Here is a 21,983-nt window from a genome sequence, read left to right on the forward strand (position 1 = left end):
TTCGCAATTTTGAGGCAGACTCCAGCCCATGCCCCGTAAAACCTGGCGCGCCGCGCTCGCTGCTTATGCCAGCCCCTCGACACTCGTACTATTGCTACTGGGTTTCGCCGCTGGCCTACCCTACATGCTGGTGTTCTCAACGCTATCCGTCTGGCTGCGTGAGGCCGGCGTAGCCCGTGAAACGATTGGTTATGCCAGCCTGATCGGGCTGGCCTATGCGTTTAAATGGGTGTGGTCGCCACTTCTCGACCAGTGGCGCCTGCCATTACTCGGCAAACTCGGCCGACGACGCTCGTGGCTGGTCCTGGCGCAAATACTGCTGGTCCTCGGCCTGATCGGCATGGGTTTCTGCGACCCGCAAAAGCACCTGTCCTGGCTGATTGCGATTGCCGTTCTGGTCGCGTTCGCCTCTGCCACCCAGGATATTGCCGTCGACGCCTATCGCCTGGAAATTGTCGACGACACGCGCCAAGCTGCATTGGCCGCCAGTTATATGTCCGGCTATCGGGTCGCGGCGCTCCTGGCGACAGCCGGTGCACTGTTCATTGCCGAAGGTTTCGGCTCCACCGGGTTCAACTACAAACACTCGGCCTGGACCGGCACCTACGCGCTGTTCGGCCTGCTGATGATCCCGGCGTTGGTGACCACCCTGCTGATGCGCGAACCTCCCGTGCCGCTGCGTACCCAGCTGTCCGCCGGGCGCTACAGCTTTGTGCACCAACTCGCCTCGGTATTCGTACTCATCGTTTTGCTGGTATCCGTACCCGCGATGTTTACCCAGCTCTACAACACTGATTTCGCCAGCGTCATCACCGGCGCCATGAGCCCATTGGATCTGCTGCTGGAAGATCGGGCATTTCTACGAGCGCTGCTCTACATCATCCTGACCAGCCTGTGCCTCTCCACCATGGGCCGCCGCGGCCTGGCCCCGGTGCTGACGCCCGTCAACGACTTCGTTGTCCGCTACCGCTGGCAGGCCTTTCTGCTGCTGGGCCTGATCGCCACCTACCGAATGTCCGACACTGTGATGGGCGTAATGGCCAACGTGTTCTACATCGACCTGGGCTTCACCAAGGATCAGATCGCCGGCGTCAGCAAGATCTTCGGCCTGATCATGACCCTGATAGGCGCCGGCATGGGTGGCCTGCTGATCGTGCGTTTCGGCATCCTGCCGATTCTGTTCATCGGCGGGTTCGCATCAGCTGCTACCAACCTGCTGTTTGTGATGCTCGCCGACATGGGCGCCAACCTGGAGATGCTGATCGTCACCATCTCCCTCGACAACTTCAGCTCGGGCATGGCGACCTCGGCCTTCGTCGCCTACCTGTCGAGCCTGACCAACCTGAAGTTTTCCGCGACCCAGTACGCCCTGCTCAGCTCGATCATGCTCCTGCTGCCACGCCTGATCGGCGGCTACTCGGGAGTCATGGTGGAGAAATACGGCTATCACAACTTCTTCATCATCACAGCGCTGCTTGGCGTGCCGACCCTGCTGTTGATCGCCCTGCACTGGTTCCAGGAAAACCGCCGCGAAGGCCCGACTCCAACGCCCGAGCCTGCCCAGACCGCTACCGCCGTCGAAGAATCATAGCCCCTTGAGTGCGGGGCTTTCTCCGCACTCAAGCCACACCGCCGGCCGCAATCCTGTACGCCAGCAAATCTCGCCCGTACAATGCTTCGTCACTTCTAGTCTTCAGCAACCGACAACGGCCTACCATGCGCACCAGTCAATATTTGCTCGCCACACAGAAAGAAACGCCTTCCGATGCGGTCGTCGTCAGCCATCAGCTGATGCTGCGCGCCGGCATGATCCGCAAACTCGCCTCCGGCCTGTACACCTGGCTGCCGATGGGCTTGCGAGTGATGCGCAAGGTCGAAGCCGTCGTTCGTGAAGAAATGAACGCCGCCGGTTCTCTCGAAGTGTTGATGCCGAGCACTCAACCGGCTGAGCTGTGGCAGGAATCCGGTCGCTGGGAAGAGTACGGCCCTGAACTGCTGCGCTTCAAGGATCGTCACGGTCGCGACTTCTGCGCCGGTCCGACTCACGAAGAAGTGATCACCGACCTGATGCGCAACGAGTTGAGCAGCTACAAGCAGTTGCCGATCAACCTGTACCAGATCCAGACCAAATTCCGTGACGAAATCCGCCCACGCTTTGGCTTGATGCGCGGTCGCGAATTCATCATGAAGGACGCCTACTCCTTCCACGCCGACCAGGCATCGCTGCAGATCACTTACGACCGCATGCACCAGGCGTACTGCAACGTGTTCACCCGCCTCGGCCTGAAGTTCCGCCCTGTAGAAGCCGACAACGGCTCCATCGGCGGCGCCGGCTCCCACGAGTTCCACGTACTGGCCGAATCCGGTGAAGACGACATTGTCTTCAGCAACGGTTCCGACTACGCAGCGAACATCGAGAAAGCCGAAGCCGTACCACGGGAGACCTCGCGCGCCGCACCGTCTGAAGAGTTGCGCCTGGTCGACACCCCGAACGCCAAGACCATTGCGCAACTGGTCGAAGGCTTCAACCTGCCAATCGAAAAAACCATCAAGACCCTGGTGGTTCACGCTGAAGAGAAAGGCAAGCTGATTGCCCTGATCATCCGTGGCGACCACGAACTGAACGAAATCAAGGCCGCCAACCAGCCTGGCGTCGCCAGCCCGCTGGTCATGGCCTCTGAAGCCGAACTGCGTGACGCCATTGGCGCCGGCGCCGGCTCCCTTGGCCCGCTGAACCTGCCGCTGCCAATCATCATCGACCGTTCCGTCGAACTGATGAGCGACTTCGGCATCGGTGCCAACATCGACGACAAACACTACTTCGGCGTGAACTGGGAGCGCGATCTGCCAGTACCGACCGTTGCCGACCTGCGTAACGTCGTGTCCGGCGACCCTAGCCCTGACGGCAAAGGCACCCTGGAAATCAAGCGCGGCATCGAAGTCGGGCACATCTTCCAGCTGGGCAACAAGTACAGCAAAGCGATGAAGTGCGAAGTACTCGGGGAGAACGGCAAGCCGGTCACCCTGGAAATGGGTTGCTATGGCATCGGCGTGTCCCGCGTAGTGGCTGCGGCCATCGAGCAGAACAATGACGAGAAAGGCATCATCTGGAGCGACGCCCTCGCGCCCTTCCAGATCGCCCTGGTGCCTCTGCGCTACGAAACCGAGCAGGTTCGCGAAGCGACCGACAAGCTGTACGCGGAACTGACCGCTGCCGGCTTCGAAGTGCTGCTGGACGATCGCGACAAGAAAACCAGCCCGGGCATCAAGTTCGCGGACATGGAGCTGATCGGCATTCCTCACCGGATCGTGGTCAGTGACCGCGGCCTTGCCGAAGGTAACCTGGAATACAAGAGCCGTACCGAGGCCGAGCCGCAAGCGCTGCCGGTCGCTGACGTGCTGTCGTTCCTTCAGGCTCGTATCCGCCGCTGACACCAGATAGAGAAGTCATGTTCAAGCGAAACACCTTAAACCTCGGTGGTGCCGCCCTGTGCGGCACCCTGTTGCTCAGCGGCTGCGCCAATCAGATGTCACAACGCAGCGAGCACGAGGAACGCATCGAGCGCAAACTGCTCGATCACAGCCTGCAGATCGATGTCGGTGAGCCTAAGGTGCTTGAGCTGCCGCAACGTCGGGTTCGGATTCACGAGCAGAAGACCTTCGAAGTCACCGAGTACGATGTCACCCGGCGCTACGATCGCTACACGCCTTACCAACCCTGGCGCAAGGTCTACGAGATTCCATTGGGCGCGGTGACTTTGGTGGGCGGCGTCGGCGCGAACATCGCCAACGTGTTCGCCCTCGGCAACCTGCCAGACAGCATGACCAAGGACTGGATCAGCAATGGCATTGCCGGGCTCAACCCGTTCATGAACATACAGTCCCATGGTCGCGCACAACAGAACCTGGCCGGTATCGATGAAGTCCAGCGTGATAAGCGTATGGAATATTCGAGCCTGCCATGGAGCGAGCGCCCGGTAGAGGTCAAGGCCGGCACGCAGACCTTCGAGCTCACCACCGACCGCAACGGCGTGTTGCGCTTGAACCTGCTGGACAGCCCGTTCGCGGAACAGGACCTGAACCGTATCGGCAAGCTGCAGATTACTGTTGAAGATGCTCAGGACGATGTGCACACCGACTCGTCCCTGACGATCAGCAGCACCTTGCGCAGCAAGCTGCTGGAAGCTCATACGCTGATTTACGACGACCTCGAAGACGACGAAGTGAGCCAGTGGGTACACCGGGTCAAACGCCTGTCGGAGCTGGGCCTGGAAGAAGAAGCCAGCGAGCTGGAACAAAGCCTGATCGAACTGACCCGCAACGATCCCGAGTTGCAAAGCGAGTTTCTCAAGTCGCTGACCAAGGATGCCGGGCGTTTGGTGGCGGATCCAGGGCCGAACTAAAGCCGAAAAGCATCGCGGGCAAGCCTTGCTCCTACAGAGTCAAACGCGCTTGCCCCCGATCGGACCCTACCGCTCAAACAGATCCAACTGCTCGAACCCGCCACGCAGATCCTGCAAGCGCACGCCAATCCCCAGCAAACGCACGGGTTTGCCACCCCGATTGAACGCCTGAGTCAGCAACAACTGATAGCTACCAAGATCACGCCCTGCCCCGGCCTGCTCCAGTGTCGTCTGGGTAAAATCATGGAACTTCACTTTGACGAACGGCTTGCCCGGCCGGTAGCTGCTATCGATCCGCGCCATACGCCCGTTAAGGGTTTCCAGCAGGTCCGGTAGTTTATCCAGGCAACTAAGCAGATCCGGCAGATCCACATCGTAGGTATTTTCGACACTCACCGACTGCCGGCGACTGTCGTTCTGCACCTGCCGATCATCGATCCCACGCGCCAGACTCCACAGACGCTCGCCAAAACTGCCAAATTCGCGCACCAGCGCCAGCTTGTTCCACTCACGCAACTGCAGGCAATCGGCAATACCGAGCTTTGCCAGCTTGTCGGCAGTGACTTTGCCGACACCATGCAGTTTGCTCACCGGCAACTGCGAGACGAAGTCCTCGACCTGATCCGGCGTGATCACAAACAATCCGTTGGGCTTTTTCCAGTCACTGGCGATCTTCGCGAGAAACTTGTTCGGCGCTACACCCGCCGAGACGGTGATATGCAGCTGATTGGAGACGCGGCGCCGAATGTCCTGGGCAATTCGCGTGGCACTGCCAGCGAAATGCGTGCTTTCCGACACGTCGAGGTACGCCTCATCCAGCGACAGTGGCTCGATCAGGTCGGTGTAATCGCGAAAAATCACCTGGATCTCTTTCGACGCTTCTCTATAGGCATCCATGCGCGGCTTGACGATGACCAGGTCCGGGCACAGCTTCAAGGCATGCCGTGAGGACATGGCCGAGCGCACCCCGTAAGCCCGCGCCTCATAGTTGCACGTCGCGATAACTCCGCGATGATCCGCCGAGCCACCCACCGCCAGCGGCTTGCTCGCCAGAGTCGGGTCGTCACGCATCTCGATGGCGGCATAAAAGCAGTCACAATCGACGTGGATGATTTTGCGCTGCGTCATATAAGGCAGTGTTCAATGAAGGAAAAAGGACTACGGCGAACCGGATCGCCAGTATCTCACTGACAACTGTATATAGCACCAGTGCCTGATTTCTTATCTCATAGCAGAAGAAAATGCCTACACTGAATTTATTTTTTCAATCGAAACAAACCCGTCAATAGAGCTGAAAGCCTTATACAGCAAGCCCTCAAGCCCAATTCGACTGTCTGACTGATACGCTAAGCGATTGAACAGGAACAGATTTTTCTCAATTAGCAATTGACAGCCCGGCGATCCTCTGTAGAATGCCGACACACAGACGCGGGATGGAGCAGTCTGGTAGCTCGTCGGGCTCATAACCCGAAGGTCGTCGGTTCAAATCCGGCTCCCGCAACCAAACATCAAAAAAGGCTACTCGAAAGAGTGGCCTTTTTTGTGCGCGTGTGTTTTTCGTCACCCCTCCTTCCCTCTTGTCGCCAGAGCCAGGAAAAAACCCTTTGCGCTTCTTATACTTAACCTGAGCGCAGCAATCGCTTGAAGCTAATTAACGTTAATTTGACCCAGCGTACTATTAACGGTTGACACTCAGGCGATCGCCTGTAGAATGCCGCCACACAGACGCGGGATGGAGCAGTCTGGTAGCTCGTCGGGCTCATAACCCGAAGGTCGTCGGTTCAAATCCGGCTCCCGCAACCAAACATCAAAAAAGGCTGCTCGAAAGAGCGGCCTTTTTTGTATCTGTAGAAAAGTCCTTTCGCAACAATGATCTGGCAATGTTCTACGAACCTTTGGCACCCTTCAGGGTCCACCAGATCAGGCTATGCTGAGTCGCAGGCAAGCCTCTCTACGATTGAATGTGCGTAATCCCCAATGCTCGGTGATACGCGTTAATATTTGTGATTATTTTTTTCTACAGGGATTGGTAACTTGGCTGGATACCCCCATCCTGTCGCGCACAATCCAAGAGGTGATTGATGCGCGCCAACTCGTCTGATTTACAAGACACCGTCACAGCGACACAACCGATCACGGCCACCCGTTTGCACTGGCTGGATCTGGTCAGCAAGTACCGTCAGCCCATTGGCCTGGCGGTCACGCTGCTATTGTTCGCTATCGCGCTGATTGCCTGTCGCCATCTATTAAGCGAACTCGATCTCTACGCCCTGCACGACTCGATTCTGGAAGTGCCGAAGCCCGCCCTGCTCGGTGCATTGGCTGCAACCATTGCCGGCTTCATCATCTTGCTCGGCTATGAATGGTCGGCCACGCGCTATGCTGGCGTGAGCTTGCCGCCGCGCACCATGATTCTGGGTGGCTTCACCGCATTCGCCATCGGTAACGCCATTGGCCTTTCGCTGCTGTCCGGCGGTTCGGTGCGTTACCGCCTGTACGCACGTCACGGGCTCGGGGCGTCGGAAGTCGCCCACATGACGCTGTTTGCCAGCCTGTCATTGGGCTGCGCCCTGCCGCCGCTCGCGGCCCTGGCGACACTCAGCAACCTGCCTGCTGCCTCCATCGCGCTGCATGTGTCGCAGCCGTTGCTGGGCGCCATTGCGATTGCCGTGTTGCTGCTGTGCTCGGTATTGGCCATTGGCCTCTACCGCCGCCGCCTGCCAGAACAACCGTATACCGACAACCTGCTGGTTCGCATCGGACGACGCACGCTACGCTTGCCGGGTCGTCGCCTGACCTTCCTGCAATTGGTGATTACCGCACTGGACGTGGCAGCCGCCGCGACCGTGCTGTATCTGTTGCTGCCGGAAGCGCCACCGTTCGGCGCCTTCCTGTTGGTCTATCTGCTGGCCCTGGCCGCTGGCGTGCTCAGCCACGTACCGGGCGGCGTCGGGGTATTCGAAGCGATTCTGCTGGCGGCCTTCGCCGACAAACTCGGCGCTGCGCCACTGGCCGCCGCCCTGCTGCTGTATCGCCTGATCTATGTGGTTCTGCCGCTATTGGTCGCTTGCGTCCTGCTGCTGATCAATGAAGCACAACGCCTGTTCAACACCCGTCAATCGCTGCGCGCCGCCTCGGGCATGGCCGCGCCGGTACTGGCGATCCTGGTGTTCCTGTCTGGTGTGGTATTGCTGTTCTCCGGTGCGACACCGGAAATCGACACCCGCCTGGAACACATCGGGTTCCTGATCCCCCATCGCCTGGTCGACGCCTCGCACTTCGGTGCCAGCCTGATCGGCGTGCTCTGCCTGCTGCTGGCTCAAGGCCTGCGCCGTCGCCTCTCGGCCGCCTGGATGCTGACCACCATCTTGCTGATGATCGGTGCCGTGCTCTCGCTGCTCAAAGGGTTCGACTGGGAAGAAGCCTGCCTGATGATCCTGACCGCCAGCCTGCTGGCGATCTTCCGTCGCTCTTTCTACCGCCCAAGCCGCTTGACCGAAGTGCCGTTCTCGCCGCTGTACCTGGTGGCCAGCTTGTGCGTGTTGGGTGCCTCGATCTGGCTCCTGCTGTTCGCCTATCAGGATGTACCGTACAGCCATCAACTGTGGTGGCAGTTCACCCTGGATTCCGATGCCCCGCGCGGCCTGCGCTCACTGCTCGGCGCGGCCGTCTTGCTGGTAGTAGTGTCTCTGACCTGGCTGCTGCGCACCGCGCGCCCGGTGATTCATCAACCCGACGCCGCAGAACTGGATAAGGCGCTGAAGATCCTGATGGCCTCATCGCAACCGGACGGCGGCCTCGCACTGACCGGTGACAAGGCGCTACTGTTTCACCCTAACGACGAAGCGTTCTTGATGTATGCGCGTCGTGGCCGCAGTCTGGTGGCCCTGTACGACCCGATCGGCCCGACCCAGCAACGCGCGGAAATGATCTGGCAGTTCCGTGACCTCTGCGACCTTCATCACGCCCGTCCGGTGTTCTATCAGGTACGCGCCGAAAACCTGCCGTACTACATGGACATCGGCCTGACCGCGATCAAACTGGGCGAAGAAGCGCGGGTTGACCTGCATCGCTTTGATCTCGAGGCCAAGGGCAAAGAGATGAAAGACCTGCGTTATACCTGGAACCGTGGCACCCGCGATGGCCTGTCGCTGGAAATCTACGAACCGGGTCAAGCCCCCATGGAGGAGCTGAAGGTCATTTCCGATGCCTGGCTGACCGGCAAGAACGTTCGCGAAAAAGGCTTCTCCCTCGGCCGTTTCAGCGACGATTACCTCAAGCACTTCCGTATCGCGATCATTCACTTTGAAGGTCGCCCGGTGGCATTCGCCAACCTGCTCGAGACGTATAGCCACGACCTGGCCAGCCTCGACCTGATGCGTGCCCACCCGGATGCGCCCAAGCTGACCATGGAGTTCATGATGGTCGGCCTGATTCAACATTATAAAAATCATGGATATGCACGTTTCAGTCTGGGCATGGTGCCGCTGTCGGGTCTGCAACCCCGTCGTGGCGCGCCACTGACCCAACGCCTCGGCTCGATGGTGTTTCGCCGTGGCGAGCAGCTCTATAACTTCCAGGGGCTGCGCCGCTTCAAGGACAAATTCCAGCCTGACTGGGAACCTCGTTACATGGCCGTGCCCGCCGGACTCGATCCGCTGGTGGCACTGGCCGATACCGCCGCCCTGATTGCGGGCGGCTTGACTGGATTGGTGAAACGCTGATGATTCAACGCTCCTGGCGGTATGTATTGGCCACTCTGGTGGTGCTGGCTGTGATCCTCGGTGGCGGTTACTGGTACTGGAGCCGCCCGGCACCCGAGCCCACCCTCGAACTGCTGACGCCCGTTGATGGCCCGGCAATGACCCGGGTCATTCCCGGCACCACGCCGCGCGCCCAGGTGGTTGTCGCGGTGAACGAAGATCAGAAGCTCAGCGACAAGCAACTGATGACCCTGAGCCGTGGCGGTGCCGCGCAAATCGTTCAGGTGGTCCTGCCCACGGACTGCACCCAACAAGGTAATGCCCTGCAGGCGGCCTTCCAGCAGCTCAAGGGCCCAGCGACCCTGGTCAGCGGTATCGGCCCTGGCGCCATCCTGGCCTGGCGCTGGCTGGCCGAGCAGAAAGATGACAAGTCCCAGGCCGTTTCAGTAGACCTGGCGCTGGAAAAACCCGGCTGCACCCACTCGCTGCCAAAAAGCGCAGCTCACGGCCACTGGCTGGTCGCATGGAACGATAACCCGGACGACACCAGCGCCGGTTTCGTGCGCGATCAACCCAATGCCGAAACCAGCATCAGCGACTACGACATCAACCTGCCGCAAGTCCTCAACAACGAACTGCGCAAGCTCCTCGTCGGCGCTGACAAGGGCAACGGCGGCCTGAACATTCCGGTGGTCGAAGTGCCCGCCGGCCAAGCCAAGGACACCGTCACCCTGTTCCTTTCCGGTGACGGCGGCTGGCGTGACCTGGACCGTGACGTAGCCGGTGAAATGGCTAAGATCGGTTACCCGGTGGTCGGCATCGACACCCTGCGCTACTACTGGCAGCACAAGAGCCCTGAGCAAAGCGCCATTGACCTTACCGAACTGATGCAGCACTACCGTCAGAAGTGGGGCACCAAACGCTTCATCCTGACGGGCTACTCGTTCGGTGCCGATGTCTTGCCGGCGATCTACAACCGCATGCCGGAAAGCGAACAGCAACGGGTCGATGCAATCATCCTGCTGGCCTTTGCCCGCACCGGCAGCTTCGAAATCCAGGTCGAAGGCTGGCTCGGCAACGCCGGCAAAGAGGCCGACACCGGCCCGGAAATGGCCAAGCTGCCCGCCGACAAGGTGCTGTGCATCTACGGCGCAGAAGAAATCGCCGAGAGTGGCTGCACCGACAAGACCGCTGTGGGTGAAGCCTTGAAGCTGCCGGGCGGCCACCACTTCGACGAGAACTACCCGGCCCTGGCCAAACGCCTGGTCAATGCGATCGAGAAGCGTCAGAACAAGGACAAGGTCGCAGAACAGTGACCTGAACCGGGTTCAACAAAAGCCCCCGCTGCCGCAAGGTAACGGGGGCTTTTTTGTGAGCACTGTCCTCAGTCCCTGGACAAAGGACAGTCGCTAACCCAGGCCAAAAGAACAGTCAACGCACTGTCGCTGGAATAACAACTCCACAAGCCCCCAGCGACTCGTAAATCGCTCGCCGCGTTTACTTTCGTTTACTCAAGGTGTCGAAATATCGGATGACGCTCGCAGACCTTGTAGGCAAACTCCGAATCTTGCGTTTGGGCACTTTGATGCCTTGTTGCGCTTTTCTTCGACGGGATACTCTCCGGACGTCGCTGACCATTCAGCGATCGGGCTTGGAAACCCGTCGAACCGTAGCGCAACAGCACCCCACCATGACTGCAGAGTTTTTTACGACTGCAATCCTGTGTTATGGCGGCTGTGCGTGGGACGCCTTCGGGCGTGCCGGTTCCTAGGTTCCCGGTTTTCCAACCTGCGTACAGCCGTCACCCATTCGCTTGGAAACGAATGTGGCGGCTCCTTGAACCCAGGAGTAACACCATGACCAAAACAGATTCTTCCGCGACTTCAGAACTGAAAACCATCGGTTTGACCCCTCTCATCTACTGCTCGGACCAGGCCTTATTCAACGTCCGCGCCGGTGTTCCCATCGTTGATGCATTGTCACAGGCCTCTGATCTGCTGTTCCTCGCCCGATCATTTGCTCAGGATGCCGCCTTCGCAAAAGGCACCGACCGCCACGCCTGGGCCGCGCATTATCTGACGGCAATGAGCAAGGCAGTGATTGATGACGTGGTAAAGGTCCTGACCCCGCGACCGGCCCGGACAAAGACCAAATCCGAAGACCCGCGGCCTGAAAGCAACTAAAGGCACAGAGACGAAAAAGCCCCCGTTACCAAACTGGTAACGGGGGCTTTTTGTGAGGCTTACATTTCTACCTGTGTACCCAGCTCAATCACCCGGTTCACCGGCAACTTGAAGAACCGCAAGTTGCCGTTGGCGTTTTTCAGCATGAAGGCGAACAACGCCTCGCGCCAACGAGCCATGCCGACGAGCTTGGAGGTGATGACCGTTTCCCGGCTGAGGAAGTACGTCGTGCGCATCGGGCTGAAGTCCAGTTCATCGAGATGGCACAACTTCAGCGCTTGCGGCACATCCGGTTCGTCCGTAAAGCCGAAGTGCAGGATCACCCGGTAGAAGCCCTCACCGTAGGAGTCGACCTCAAACCGTCGCTGAGTCGGCACCCGCGGAATATCCTCGTAAACCACCGTCAGCAACACCACCTGCTCATGCAGCACCTGGTTGTGCAGCAAGTTGTGCAACAACGCATGGGGCACCGCATCCGGCCGCGCGGTCAGGAACACCGCCGTACCCTGGACCCGGTGAGGTGGCTGCACGCGAATACTGCTGATGAAAATCGGCAACGGCAGACCGCCCTCATCCAGTCGATCCACCAGCAGCTCTTTACCGCGCTTCCAGGTGGTCATGAGGATAAACAGCACAATCCCCGCCAATACCGGGAAGGCACCGCCCTGCACGATTTTAGGTACGTTGGCGGCGAAGTACAGCCCGTCCACCAGCAGGAAGCCGACCAGGATCGGCACCGTCAGGATAGGCGACCACTTCCACAGCAACAGCATGACCGCCGCCACCAGAATACTGGTGATCAACATGGTCCCGGTGACCGCCACACCGTAAGCCGAGGCCAGGGCGTTGGACGACCCGAAACCCAGCACCAGCAAAATAACGCCGACCATCAGCGTCCAGTTCACCGCGCCGATGTAGATCTGGCCTTGCTCGGCACTCGAGGTGTGCTGAATGTACATGCGCGGGATGTAGCCGAGCTGAATCGCCTGACGGGTCAGGGAGAACGCACCGGAAATCACCGCCTGGGAAGCGATCACCGTGGCCAGTGTCGACAGCACCACCAATGGAATCAATGCCCAGCCCGGTGCCAGCAGATAGAACGGGTTACGCGCGGCGTCCGGGTTCTCCAGCAGCAACGCGCCCTGACCAAAGTAGTTGAGCACCAGCGCCGGCAGCACCAATGCGAACCAGGCACGGGCAATCGGCTTGCGACCAAAGTGGCCCATGTCCGCATACAACGCTTCAGCGCCGGTCAACGACAACACCACCGCGCCAAGAATCGCGATGCCTATGCCAGGGTGAACCTCGAAGAAGCGTACGCCCCAGATCGGGTTCAGCGCTTGCAGCACTTCCGGATGCCGGGAGATACCCAGTACCCCCAGTACACCCAGCACCAGGAACCACGACACCATCACCGGACCGAACAACTTGCCGATGCGGTCAGTGCCGTGTTTCTGGATCAGGAACAACCCCACCAGCACGATCAGCGACAACGGCACGACCCAGCGTTCGAGGCCCTCGAATGCCAGCTCCAGACCTTCCACCGCCGACAATACGGAAATCGCCGGGGTGATCATGCTGTCGCCATAGAACAACGCAGCGCCGATCAGACCGAGGATCACCAGCACCGATTGCAGCCGCGGATACGATGCCGAGGCTCGCCGCGCCAACGCGGTCAGGGCCATGATCCCGCCTTCGCCCTGGTTGTCGGCACGCAGAATGAACAACACGTACTTGATCGAGACGACCCAGATCAGCGACCAGAAAATCAGCGCCAGAATCCCGAATACTCCGTCATGGTTGGCTTGCACCCCATAGCCGCCGGTAAACACCTCTTTGAGGGTATAGAGCGGGCTGGTACCGATATCGCCATAAACCACCCCGACCGCCGCCACCAACATTCCCAAGGGCTTTGCTGCCCCGGAATGCGCTGAGCCTACTGCCTGACTACTTGCCTGACCCATCAACCACTCCTGCCACCAAGACCGGGGCTTCATGTAAAAAGCACGACACGAACAAGCGCCTGAGCTTTGCCAATCTGCGCAGACTGCCGTGCAGCATGCGCTGTTTTACTTATTGATACAGGCGATTTATTGACTTAAAAAATACGCCTGGGTGTAACGGCGCGAAGCATAGCGCAGCACTCGTCGTATTTCCCTCCATAAAGCTGGTCAACTGCGCTGACCACCGCTAGAATTGCGCACTTTTTGATCAGAGGCGCGTCAAGCGCCCGTCTGTCGCCTTGCCGTTGTCGGCTGGAGGCGTCACAAAACACCGAGGTTAGACATGTCCACCACAACGCCGGCCAACCCTAAAGTTGGTTTCGTATCCCTGGGTTGCCCGAAAGCACTGGTCGACTCCGAGCGCATCCTTACCCAACTGCGCATGGAAGGCTATGACGTCGTGTCGACCTATCAGGACGCCGATGTCGTGGTGGTCAACACCTGCGGCTTCATCGACTCGGCCAAGGCCGAATCCCTTGAAGTGATCGGCGAAGCCATCAAGGAAAACGGCAAGGTCATCGTCACCGGCTGCATGGGCGTCGAAGAAGGCAACATCCGCAACGTACACCCGAGCGTGCTGGCCGTCACCGGTCCGCAGCAGTACGAGCAAGTGGTCAACGCCGTGCACGACGTCGTGCCACCGCGCAAGGACCACAACCCGCTGATCGACCTGGTGCCGCCGCAAGGCATCAAGCTGACGCCGCGTCACTACGCCTACCTGAAGATTTCCGAAGGCTGCAACCACAGCTGCAGCTTCTGCATCATCCCGTCGATGCGCGGCAAACTGGTCAGCCGTCCAGTGGGCGATGTGCTCGACGAAGCCCAGCGCCTGGTCAAATCCGGCGTTAAAGAGCTGCTGGTGATTTCCCAGGACACCAGCGCCTACGGCGTTGACGTCAAGTACCGCACCGGTTTCTGGAATGGCGCGCCGGTGAAAACCCGCATGACCGAACTCTGCGAAGCGCTCAGCACCCTCGGCGTCTGGGTTCGCCTGCACTACGTTTACCCGTACCCGCACGTCGATGAGCTGATCCCGCTGATGGCCGCCGGGAAAATCCTGCCGTACCTGGACATCCCGTTCCAGCACGCCAGCCCGAAAGTGCTCAAGGCGATGAAACGTCCAGCGTTTGAAGACAAGACCCTGGCGCGCATCAAGAACTGGCGCGAGATCTGTCCGGACCTGATCATCCGTTCGACCTTCATCGTCGGCTTCCCCGGCGAAACCGAAGAAGACTTCCAGTACCTGCTGAACTGGCTGACCGAAGCCCAGCTCGACCGCGTCGGCTGCTTCCAGTACTCGCCGGTTGAAGGCGCACCGGCCAACGATCTGGATCTGGAGATCGTTCCGGACGAGGTCAAGCAAGACCGCTGGGATCGCTTCATGGCGCACCAGCAGGCCATCAGCTCGGCGCGCCTGCAAATGCGCATCGGCCGTGAAATCGAAGTGCTGGTCGATGAAGTCGACGAGCAAGGCGCGGTTGGCCGTTGCTTCTTCGACGCCCCGGAAATCGACGGTAACGTATTCATCGACAACGGCAGCAACCTCAAGCCGGGCGACAAGGTCTGGTGCAAAGTGACCGACGCCGACGAGTACGACCTGTGGGCTGAACAGATCTAAACGCAAAAAATATGAAAAGCCCCGCTCTCTTCACGAGATGCGGGGCTTTTTTACGTCTATCGTATTGTTCAGCAAGAGGATTCAACCTCACTCACGGCACAAGGGGCAGGCGGGCATGCGCCATCATTCGGTCATCCACACACCAAAACACAGCGACTATGAAGAACTGACCCGGGTCTGGGAGGCGTCGGTCCGCGCCACGCATGACTTTTTACCGGACAGTTACATCGAGCTGCTGAAAAACCTGGTGCTTACCCGCTATCTGGATGCCGTCATGCTGATCTGCACCCGCGACCGACACCAGCACATCACCGGGTTCGCCGGCGTTGCGGCAGGCAAGATCGAAATGCTCTTTATCGCCCCCGAACACCGTGGCGAGGGCCTGGGTAAACAACTGCTGAACTACGCCATGGAACACCTGAACGCCGATGAACTGGACGTCAACGAACAAAACCCGCAAGCCTTGGGGTTCTATTTCAAGCAGGGTTTCGAAGTCATCGGACGCTCGGAGGTCGATGGCATGGGCCAGCCTTATCCGCTGTTGCACATGCGTTTGAAGCAGGCCAATCAACAGGCCCGGCGCGGCTAAAAGCCACACGAGGCAAATGGACCCGCGATTAACCGGCGCGAGGCAGGTACAATGCCTCCCCCCTTTTGTAACGGCCCCCTGTCATGACTGACCCGATTCGTCTCTCCAAACGCCTCATCGAGCTCGTCGGCTGCTCCCGTCGGGAGGCTGAGCTGTTCATTGAGGGCGGCTGGGTCACCGTGGACGGCGAAGTCATCGATGAGCCGCAATTCAAGGTCGACACCCAGAAAGTCGAACTCGACCCCGAAGCCAAGGCTACCGCACCGGAACCCGTGACCATCCTGCTGCACGCGCCAGCGGGCATGGACGCCGAGACCGCCCTGCAACTGATCGGCCCCGAGACCCTGAGCGAAGAACACCGCTTCAGCAAACGTCCGCTCAAGGGCCACTTCCTGCGCCTGACCGCCAGCGCCGACCTGCAGGCCAACGCCAGCGGGCTGTTGGTGTTCACCCAGGACTGGAAGATCCTGCGCAAACTCACTGCCGATGCCAGCAAGATCGAGCAAGAGTATGTGGTCGAGGTCGAAGGTGACATGGTCGCTCACGGGCTCAACCGCCTGACCCACGGCCTGTCGTACAAAGGCAAGGAACTGCCAGCGGTCAAAGCCAGCTGGCAAAACGAAAATCGCCTGCGCTTCGCGATGAAAAACCCGCAACCGGGGATCATCGCCCTGCTCTGCCAGGCTGTCGGCCTCAAGGTCGTCGCCATCCGCCGCATCCGTATCGGCGGTGTTTCCATCGGCAAAGTGCCGGTGGGCCAATGGCGCTATCTGTCTGCCAAAGAGAAATTCTAAGGCCGCCACACATCTCGGCGTCGCCGTTAACGGCAACGCCCACAGCTGAATGATCAGGACTGCACACATGATTCATAACGACGTACTGCGCAGCGTGCGCTACATGCTCGACATCAGTGACAAAAAAGTCATCGAGATCATCAAGCTCGGCGGCATGGATGTCACCCTGCCCGACCTGGTGACGTACCTCGACAAGAAAGAAGAAGACGAGGAAGGCTTCGTACGCTGCCCGGACGAGGTCATGGCGCACTTCCTCGATGGCCTGGTGTTCTTCAAGCGCGGCAAGGACGAAAGCCGTCCACCGCAGCCGATCGAGCTGCCAGTCACCAACAACATCATCCTGAAGAAACTGCGCGTGGCCTTCGAACTGAAAGAAGACGACATGCACGCCATCCTCAAGGCCGCCGAATTCCCGGTCTCCAAGCCTGAGCTGAGCGCACTGTTCCGCAAGTTCGGCCACACCAACTACCGCCCTTGCGGCGACCAGTTGCTGCGCAATTTCCTCAAGGGCCTGACCCTGCGCGTTCGCGGCTGATCCCAGACCTGCGGTGACCGGGAACATCATTCCACTGGATGGCGGGTTCAGCCTCTGACGCTCTTGTGGTGAGGGAGCTTGCTCCCGTTCGGCTGCGCAGCAGCCGTAAAATTGGCACCTTAATTGATCGGGAAGGACTCGGTCACAGGTTTTGGGGGCGCTTCGCACCCCAGCGGGAGCAAGCTCCCTCGCCACAGAGGCAGCGTGGGTTATCATGCCCACCTCTTTCTCGCCTCGACCCCAGACCATGACCTACAGCGTTTCCCCGATCGGCTTTGTGCGCTCCTGCTTCAAGGAGAAGTTCGCCATTCCGCGTCAGCCGCAACTGGCGCCGGCCGCTCGCGGCATTCTGGAATTGGTGGCACCGTTCGATCAGGGTGATGCGGTGCAAGGCCTGGAGCAGGTCAGCCATGTCTGGCTGCTGTTCCTGTTTCATCAGGCACTGGAAGACAAGCCGCGACTCAAAGTCCGCCCACCGCGCCTGGGCGGTAACAAGTCCATGGGCGTGTTTGCCACGCGCGCGACCCATCGGCCCAACGGCATTGGCCAATCGGTGGTCAAGCTGGACAAGGTTGAAGCCAATCGCCTGTGGATCTCCGGCATTGACCTGCTGGACGGTACACCGATTCTCGACATCAAACCCTACGTGCCCTATGCCGATATCATCCCGGGCGCATCCAACGAGATCGCCAGCGCCGCGCCGCAACTGATTCCCGTGCAGTGGGCGGATTCAGCCTTGCAACAGGCGCATACGCACGCTCAGCGCCTTGAAGAGCCCTTGGTCGAGCTGATCGAGCAATGCCTGGCGCAAGACCCACGCCCGGCTTACCAGACACCCGCACCCGAACGCGAATACGGCGCACAGTTCTGGGACCTGGACGTACGCTGGCATTACCCGCAAGCCGGGCTGATCCGCGTCCTCGAAGTCATCCCCGCGAAAGCCTGAACGCCAGAAACGCAAAAGCCCGCGCTGCCTTCTTCAGGCAACGCGGGCTTTGGGGTACGCAAATCCAATGTGGGAGCGAGCCTGCTCGCGATAGCGGTTTGACATTCAGCATCTGTGTTGGCTGTCAGTCCGTCATCGCGAGCAGGCTCGCTCCCACATTTTCAGTGCTGCTTACTTCTCGACGAACGCACGCTCGATCAGGTAGTCACCCGGCTCACGCATACGCGGCGAAACTTTCAGGCCGAAGCTGTTCAGTACTTCGCTGGTTTCGTCGAGCATGCTCGGGCTGCCGCAGAGCATGGCGCGGTCGTCTTCAGGATTGATCGGCGGCAGGCCGATGTCGCTGAACAGCTTGCCGCTGCGCATCAGGTCGGTCAGACGACCTTCGTTTTCGAACGGCTCGCGGGTCACGGTCGGGTAGTAGATCAACTTGTCACGCAGGGCCTCGCCGAAGAACTCGTTCTGCGGCAGGTGCTCGGTGATGAACTCGCGGTAAGCGACTTCGTTGACGTAACGTACGCCGTGGCACAGGATCACTTTTTCGAAACGCTCGTAGGTTTCCGGATCCTGGATGACGCTCATGAACGGCGCCAGACCGGTACCGGTGCTGAGCAGGTACAGATGTTTACCAGGCTTCAAATCGTCCAGCACCAGGGTGCCGGTCGGTTTTTTGCTGATGATGATCTCGTCGCCTTCCTTCAGATGTTGCAACTGGGAAGTCAGCGGACCATCGGGAACCTTGATGCTGAAGAACTCGAGATGCTCTTCCCAGTTCGGGCTGGCAATCGAGTAAGCGCGCATAAGCGGGCGGCCGTTGGGCTGTTGCAGGCCGATCATCACGAACTGGCCGTTCTCGAAGCGCAGGCCCGGATCGCGGGTGCACTTGAAGCTGAACAGAGTGTCGTTCCAGTGGTGAACACTGAGGACACGCTCGTGGTTCATGTTGCTCATGTACGGGGGACTCCTGGAGATTTTGTCTGCGCATGCTCTGCGCCAAGAGAGCAGTGCGCAATTGCATCGCATTCTAATGGCAGCGACAATATCTGTTAACTGGATTATTAAGATAAGGGTTATCGGTTATATAGATATGCGATTTACTCTACGTCAACTTCAAGTCTTCGTCGCCGTCGCTCAGCAAGAGAGTGTGTCTCGTGCTGCCGGCCTGCTCAACCTTTCACAGTCAGCGGCCAGCACCTCGATCACCGAACTCGAGCGTCAATCCAGCTGCCAATTGTTCGACCGCGCCGGCAAGCGGCTGAGCCTCAATGCCATGGGCAAACAATTGTTGCCGCAGGCGGTGGCCTTGCTCGACCAGGCCAAGGAAATCGAAGACCTGCTCAACGGCAAGTCCGGTTTCGGCTCGCTGGCGGTCGGCGCCACGCTCACCATCGGCAACTACCTGGCAACGTTGCTGATCGGCAGCTTCATGCAGCGCCATCCGGAAAGCCAAGTGAAGCTGCATGTGCAGAACACTGCCAACATCGTGCAACAAGTCGCCCACTATGAAATTGATCTGGGTCTAATCGAAGGCGACTGCAGCCACCCGGACATCGAGGTACAAAGCTGGGTCGAGGATGAATTGGTGGTGTTTTGCGCCCCGCAACATCCGCTGGCCACCCGTGGCCAGGCCAGCATGGAGGAGCTGACACACGAGGCGTGGATCCTTCGCGAACAAGGCTCAGGCACACGCCTGACCTTTGACCAGGCCATGCGTCACCACCGAAGCGCCTTGAATATCCGGCTTGAGCTGGAACACACCGAAGCGATCAAGCGCGCGGTGGAATCTGGCCTGGGGATTGGTTGTATTTCGCGGCTGGCGCTACGCGACGCGTTCCGCCGCGGCAGCCTGGTGGCGGTTGAAACACCAGACCTGGATCTGGCGCGGCAGTTTTATTTCATCTGGCATAAACAGAAATATCAGACGTCGGCCATGCGCGAGTTTCTTGAACTGTGCCGCGCTTTCACCGCCGGGGTTCAGCGCAGCGACGAGATCGTTCTGCCGACGATTGCCTAAAGCAGAATCACCGCCCACACCATCACGATCATGCTCAGGGCCATTAACTGAGCAGCGCTGCCCATATCCTTGGCATTTTTCGACAACGGGTGCCGATCGAGGGAAATCCGGTCAATGGCCGCTTCCACGGCCGAATTGAGCAACTCGACGATCAGCGCCAGCATGCAGACGGCAATCAGCAAGGCACGCTCGACGTGGCTGACGTTCAGCACAAACGCCAGCGGAATCAGGATGACATTGAGCAGCACCAGTTGACGGAAAGCAGCTTCGCCGGTGAAGGCTGCACGCAGGCCGTCGAGAGAATAACCACCTGCATTGAGAATGCGCTTGAGACCGGTTTGACCTTTGAAAGGCGACATAGAGTAGGCAACTGAACCAGAAGAAGTAGAAAAGCTAGATCAACAGAAGTTAAAAAAGCGTGAATGAAAGCGCCGTTAGTGGCTCGAAATTGACTCAAGTTGTTGCAACAACAACGCCGCCTGAGTCCGGGTACGCACCCCCAACTTGCGGAAGATCGCCGTCACGTGCGCCTTGATCGTCGCCTCCGACACACTCAACTCGTAGGCAATCTGCTTGTTCAGCAGACCTTCGCAGACCATGGTCAATACACGGAACTGCTGTGGCGTCAGACTGGCCAAGCCTTCGCTGGCAGCCTTGGCCTCGTCCGAAACGCTGACCGCTTCAAATGCCTGCGGCGGCCAGAAGACATCGCCATCCAGCACAGAGCGCACCGCTTGCTGAATCACTTCCAGTGAACTGGATTTGGGAATGAAACCGCTGGCCCCGAATTCACGGGAGCGCACCATGATCGAGGCTTCTTCCTGAGCCGACACCATCACCACCGGGATCTGCGGGTATTGACCGCGCAACAGCACCAGCCCGGAGAACCCGTACGCGCCCGGCATGTTCAGGTCCAGCAGCACCAGATCCCAGTCAGACTTTTCGGTCAGACGGGCTTCCAGTTCGGCAATGCTCGCCACTTCCACCAGACGAACCTCGGGGCCAAGGCCCAGGGTCACGGCCTGGTGCAGCGCGCTACGAAAGAGAGGGTGGTCATCGGCAATCAGGATTTCGTATGTGGCCATCTTTCAAATGATCCTGTTTTTTATGGCAGACCTGATGCATTCAGGTATCGCCAAGGCAACTCGAGGTACCGCCAGACAGCGGCACCAACAGGGCACGTTCAACGCCAAGAACCCATAAAACCGGCGTTTCAATCTTCGGCCGCACCCTAATCGGCGCCAAGGATGCCCAGCGAAGCCTGGGTGGTCAAGCCGCAAAACCGCGGTTACCTGTCAGTATGGGCGACTCTCAGGACATGACCGGCGCGGTGTGTTCAACGAAAGGCAGCAATTCTGTATGGGCCGGGGTCGAGACATTCATTTCCAGTTGATGTTTCGCATCGAGGTAATGCTGGCTGAACACATCGAAATAGGCATCCAGTGCCGACGCAGCGTCTACATCCCCTGCCAGATCCAGGCACAACGCAGCCACTTCCGCGGTGCACAGGTGTTCGCTGCGGGTAGACCTTCGCAGGCGGTACCGCGAGAGCTTTTCGGGGAGCAGGCTCAGAATCGGAAACCCGTCGAAATAAGGGCTTTTCCGAAAAATCTTCCTCGCCTCGGTCCAGGTTGCATCCAGCAGGATGAACAGCGGGCGCTTCTCGCTGGTCGCCTCGACGGTATGAGTCACGCGTTCGGGAGCAACGTATTCGCCGGGAAAGACCAGATAAGGCTGCCATTGCGGGTCGGACAAAAGCTTGATCAATTGAGGGTCGATCTCGGTACGCGACCAGATAAAGGCAAAGTTATCCCTGACCACGTCTGCGATCAGCCAGCCGGTGTTGCTCGGTTTGAACACTTCCTTCCTGGTCATGATCAGGCAAACACCGGCCCGTGATTCGACCTGGGGACGCCAGTTACATAGGCAGTGGCTTTCGATCACCCGGCACGTATGGCAACGGGGCGCCCGTGAACCGCGGGCCAGAAAAGGCTTGGTGCTCTCCTCTTCTCGCTCATCGCGCAGACGGGCTACGGCGTTCGTGGCAAAACGTGGGGCTGCATTGCTCATCGCAGGCAGCACCGGCAGGGAAGGGATATCGACACAAAAAACACTCGGCAAGGCAGAAAGTCGCGGCAGTTTACCAGAGCAGCTCGCCCAAACCTGTACCGCCTACCCCCCGCTCGCCTATAATC

18 protein-coding genes and 2 tRNA genes are annotated in these 21,983 nt (G+C 59.2%); 14 read left to right on the forward strand and 6 right to left on the reverse strand.

Annotated features, from left to right (window positions below):
• The first annotated feature begins 28 nt into the window (after positions 1 to 28).
• The 3 genes from AC1RJ3_RS04595 to AC1RJ3_RS04605 all read left to right on the forward strand — a co-directional run bounded on the left by AC1RJ3_RS04595 (position 29) and on the right by AC1RJ3_RS04605 (position 4,403).
• The gene (locus tag AC1RJ3_RS04595; RefSeq protein WP_347929123.1) at positions 29 to 1,591 is read left to right on the forward strand and encodes an AmpG family muropeptide MFS transporter; all 1,563 of its coding nucleotides are present in this window, start codon (positions 29 to 31) and stop codon (positions 1,589 to 1,591) included.
• 125 nt (positions 1,592 to 1,716) lie between these two features.
• On the forward strand, positions 1,717 to 3,432 hold the full coding sequence (locus AC1RJ3_RS04600) for a proline--tRNA ligase (protein ID WP_054595984.1): 1,716 nt from the start codon (positions 1,717 to 1,719) through the stop codon (positions 3,430 to 3,432).
• A 17-nt stretch (positions 3,433 to 3,449) separates the two neighbouring features.
• Complete coding sequence (locus AC1RJ3_RS04605) at positions 3,450 to 4,403, forward strand: hypothetical protein (RefSeq protein WP_054595983.1); 954 nt, start codon at positions 3,450 to 3,452, stop codon at positions 4,401 to 4,403.
• Positions 4,404 to 4,469: 66 nt separating this feature from the next.
• On the opposite strand, the gene dinB is transcribed toward AC1RJ3_RS04605, so the two are convergent.
• A complete protein-coding gene (dinB, locus tag AC1RJ3_RS04610; RefSeq protein WP_489111085.1) occupies positions 4,470 to 5,531 on the reverse strand; it encodes a DNA polymerase IV in 1,062 nt (353 codons plus the stop codon).
• A gap of 299 nt (positions 5,532 to 5,830) precedes the next feature.
• On the opposite strand from dinB, the gene AC1RJ3_RS04615 reads away from it, so the two are divergent.
• The 5 genes from AC1RJ3_RS04615 (at position 5,831) to AC1RJ3_RS04635 (ending at position 11,289) form a co-directional block, all read left to right on the forward strand.
• A tRNA-Met gene (locus AC1RJ3_RS04615) sits at positions 5,831 to 5,907 on the forward strand.
• Positions 5,908 to 6,129: 222 nt separating this feature from the next.
• Positions 6,130 to 6,206: transfer RNA gene (locus AC1RJ3_RS04620), tRNA-Met, on the forward strand.
• A gap of 278 nt (positions 6,207 to 6,484) precedes the next feature.
• Positions 6,485 to 9,127, forward strand: coding sequence for a bifunctional lysylphosphatidylglycerol flippase/synthetase MprF (gene mprF, locus AC1RJ3_RS04625; protein WP_493077662.1), 2,643 nt, complete (start codon positions 6,485 to 6,487; stop codon positions 9,125 to 9,127).
• Positions 9,127 to 10,422, forward strand: coding sequence for a virulence factor family protein (locus AC1RJ3_RS04630; RefSeq protein ID WP_103315468.1), 1,296 nt, complete (start codon positions 9,127 to 9,129; stop codon positions 10,420 to 10,422). The genes mprF and AC1RJ3_RS04630 overlap by 1 nt, the downstream gene beginning before the upstream one ends.
• A gap of 540 nt (positions 10,423 to 10,962) precedes the next feature.
• On the forward strand, positions 10,963 to 11,289 hold the full coding sequence (locus AC1RJ3_RS04635; RefSeq protein WP_103315469.1) for a DUF3077 domain-containing protein: 327 nt from the start codon (positions 10,963 to 10,965) through the stop codon (positions 11,287 to 11,289).
• Positions 11,290 to 11,348: 59 nt separating this feature from the next.
• On the opposite strand, the gene AC1RJ3_RS04640 is transcribed toward AC1RJ3_RS04635, so the two are convergent.
• Complete coding sequence (locus AC1RJ3_RS04640; RefSeq protein WP_371917631.1) at positions 11,349 to 13,190, reverse strand: potassium transporter Kup; 1,842 nt, start codon at positions 13,188 to 13,190, stop codon at positions 11,349 to 11,351.
• Positions 13,191 to 13,575: 385 nt separating this feature from the next.
• On the opposite strand from AC1RJ3_RS04640, the gene rimO reads away from it, so the two are divergent.
• The 5 genes from rimO (at position 13,576) to tsaA (ending at position 17,774) form a co-directional block, all read left to right on the forward strand.
• Positions 13,576 to 14,910, forward strand: coding sequence for a 30S ribosomal protein S12 methylthiotransferase RimO (gene rimO, locus AC1RJ3_RS04645; RefSeq protein ID WP_054595977.1), 1,335 nt, complete (start codon positions 13,576 to 13,578; stop codon positions 14,908 to 14,910).
• A gap of 115 nt (positions 14,911 to 15,025) precedes the next feature.
• Positions 15,026 to 15,499 (forward strand): GNAT family N-acetyltransferase, encoded by a 474-nt coding sequence (locus tag AC1RJ3_RS04650; RefSeq protein WP_103315473.1) that lies wholly within the window; start codon positions 15,026 to 15,028, stop codon positions 15,497 to 15,499.
• Between the two features lie 83 nt (positions 15,500 to 15,582).
• A complete protein-coding gene (locus tag AC1RJ3_RS04655; protein WP_103315474.1) occupies positions 15,583 to 16,293 on the forward strand; it encodes an rRNA pseudouridine synthase in 711 nt (236 codons plus the stop codon).
• A gap of 67 nt (positions 16,294 to 16,360) precedes the next feature.
• On the forward strand, positions 16,361 to 16,828 hold the full coding sequence (locus AC1RJ3_RS04660) for a YehS family protein (protein WP_019692130.1): 468 nt from the start codon (positions 16,361 to 16,363) through the stop codon (positions 16,826 to 16,828).
• 247 nt (positions 16,829 to 17,075) lie between these two features.
• Complete coding sequence (gene tsaA / locus AC1RJ3_RS04665) at positions 17,076 to 17,774, forward strand: tRNA (N6-threonylcarbamoyladenosine(37)-N6)-methyltransferase TrmO (protein WP_347929118.1); 699 nt, start codon at positions 17,076 to 17,078, stop codon at positions 17,772 to 17,774.
• Positions 17,775 to 17,945: 171 nt separating this feature from the next.
• Here tsaA and fpr read toward each other — a convergent pair whose 3' ends face one another.
• Positions 17,946 to 18,725 carry a ferredoxin-NADP reductase gene (fpr, locus tag AC1RJ3_RS04670; RefSeq protein ID WP_003189055.1) on the reverse strand — a complete coding sequence of 260 codons (780 nt, stop codon included), beginning with the start codon at positions 18,723 to 18,725 and terminating at the stop codon, positions 17,946 to 17,948.
• Between the two features lie 136 nt (positions 18,726 to 18,861).
• Here fpr and AC1RJ3_RS04675 point away from each other — a divergent pair, with 136 nt between their 5' ends.
• A complete protein-coding gene (locus AC1RJ3_RS04675) occupies positions 18,862 to 19,788 on the forward strand; it encodes a LysR family transcriptional regulator (RefSeq protein ID WP_347929117.1) in 927 nt (308 codons plus the stop codon).
• On the opposite strand, the gene AC1RJ3_RS04680 is transcribed toward AC1RJ3_RS04675, so the two are convergent.
• From AC1RJ3_RS04680 to AC1RJ3_RS04690, 3 genes are all read right to left on the reverse strand, one after another.
• Positions 19,785 to 20,147 carry a diacylglycerol kinase gene (locus tag AC1RJ3_RS04680; protein ID WP_054595972.1) on the reverse strand — a complete coding sequence of 121 codons (363 nt, stop codon included), beginning with the start codon at positions 20,145 to 20,147 and terminating at the stop codon, positions 19,785 to 19,787. The two genes, AC1RJ3_RS04675 and AC1RJ3_RS04680, sit on opposite strands and share 4 nt — an antisense overlap.
• A 75-nt stretch (positions 20,148 to 20,222) precedes the next feature.
• On the reverse strand, positions 20,223 to 20,873 hold the full coding sequence (erdR, locus tag AC1RJ3_RS04685; protein WP_493077667.1) for a response regulator transcription factor ErdR: 651 nt from the start codon (positions 20,871 to 20,873) through the stop codon (positions 20,223 to 20,225).
• A 226-nt stretch (positions 20,874 to 21,099) separates the two neighbouring features.
• Complete coding sequence (locus AC1RJ3_RS04690) at positions 21,100 to 21,858, reverse strand: tRNA-uridine aminocarboxypropyltransferase (RefSeq protein WP_493077669.1); 759 nt, start codon at positions 21,856 to 21,858, stop codon at positions 21,100 to 21,102.
• Positions 21,859 to 21,983 lie beyond the last annotated feature (125 nt).

The sequence above is a fragment of the Pseudomonas sp. GW822-FHT04C11 genome (genome assembly GCF_058800905.1).

Bases quoted from the DNA above. Each gene is read 5' to 3' on its own strand.
- AC1RJ3_RS04650 (WP_103315473.1), top strand. From the start codon at position 15,026: ATGCGCCATCATTCGGTCATCCACACACCAAAACACAGCGACTATGAA.
- mprF (WP_493077662.1), top strand. From the start codon at position 6,485: ATGCGCGCCAACTCGTCTGATTTACAAGACACCGTCACAGCGACACAA.
- AC1RJ3_RS04655 (WP_103315474.1), top strand. From the start codon at position 15,583: ATGACTGACCCGATTCGTCTCTCCAAACGCCTCATCGAGCTCGTCGGC.
- AC1RJ3_RS04675 (WP_347929117.1), top strand. From the start codon at position 18,862: ATGCGATTTACTCTACGTCAACTTCAAGTCTTCGTCGCCGTCGCTCAG.
- AC1RJ3_RS04635 (WP_103315469.1), top strand. From the start codon at position 10,963: ATGACCAAAACAGATTCTTCCGCGACTTCAGAACTGAAAACCATCGGT.
- dinB (WP_489111085.1), bottom strand. From the start codon at position 5,531: ATGACGCAGCGCAAAATCATCCACGTCGATTGTGACTGCTTTTATGCC.
- AC1RJ3_RS04595 (WP_347929123.1), top strand. From the start codon at position 29: ATGCCCCGTAAAACCTGGCGCGCCGCGCTCGCTGCTTATGCCAGCCCC.
- tsaA (WP_347929118.1), top strand. From the start codon at position 17,076: ATGACCTACAGCGTTTCCCCGATCGGCTTTGTGCGCTCCTGCTTCAAG.
- AC1RJ3_RS04680 (WP_054595972.1), bottom strand. From the start codon at position 20,147: ATGTCGCCTTTCAAAGGTCAAACCGGTCTCAAGCGCATTCTCAATGCA.
- AC1RJ3_RS04660 (WP_019692130.1), top strand. From the start codon at position 16,361: ATGATTCATAACGACGTACTGCGCAGCGTGCGCTACATGCTCGACATC.
- AC1RJ3_RS04605 (WP_054595983.1), top strand. From the start codon at position 3,450: ATGTTCAAGCGAAACACCTTAAACCTCGGTGGTGCCGCCCTGTGCGGC.
- AC1RJ3_RS04600 (WP_054595984.1), top strand. From the start codon at position 1,717: ATGCGCACCAGTCAATATTTGCTCGCCACACAGAAAGAAACGCCTTCC.
- fpr (WP_003189055.1), bottom strand. From the start codon at position 18,725: ATGAGCAACATGAACCACGAGCGTGTCCTCAGTGTTCACCACTGGAAC.
- AC1RJ3_RS04630 (WP_103315468.1), top strand. From the start codon at position 9,127: ATGATTCAACGCTCCTGGCGGTATGTATTGGCCACTCTGGTGGTGCTG.
- rimO (WP_054595977.1), top strand. From the start codon at position 13,576: ATGTCCACCACAACGCCGGCCAACCCTAAAGTTGGTTTCGTATCCCTG.
- AC1RJ3_RS04690 (WP_493077669.1), bottom strand. From the start codon at position 21,858: ATGAGCAATGCAGCCCCACGTTTTGCCACGAACGCCGTAGCCCGTCTG.
- erdR (WP_493077667.1), bottom strand. From the start codon at position 20,873: ATGGCCACATACGAAATCCTGATTGCCGATGACCACCCTCTCTTTCGT.
- AC1RJ3_RS04640 (WP_371917631.1), bottom strand. From the start codon at position 13,190: ATGTTGGTGGCGGCGGTCGGGGTGGTTTATGGCGATATCGGTACCAGC.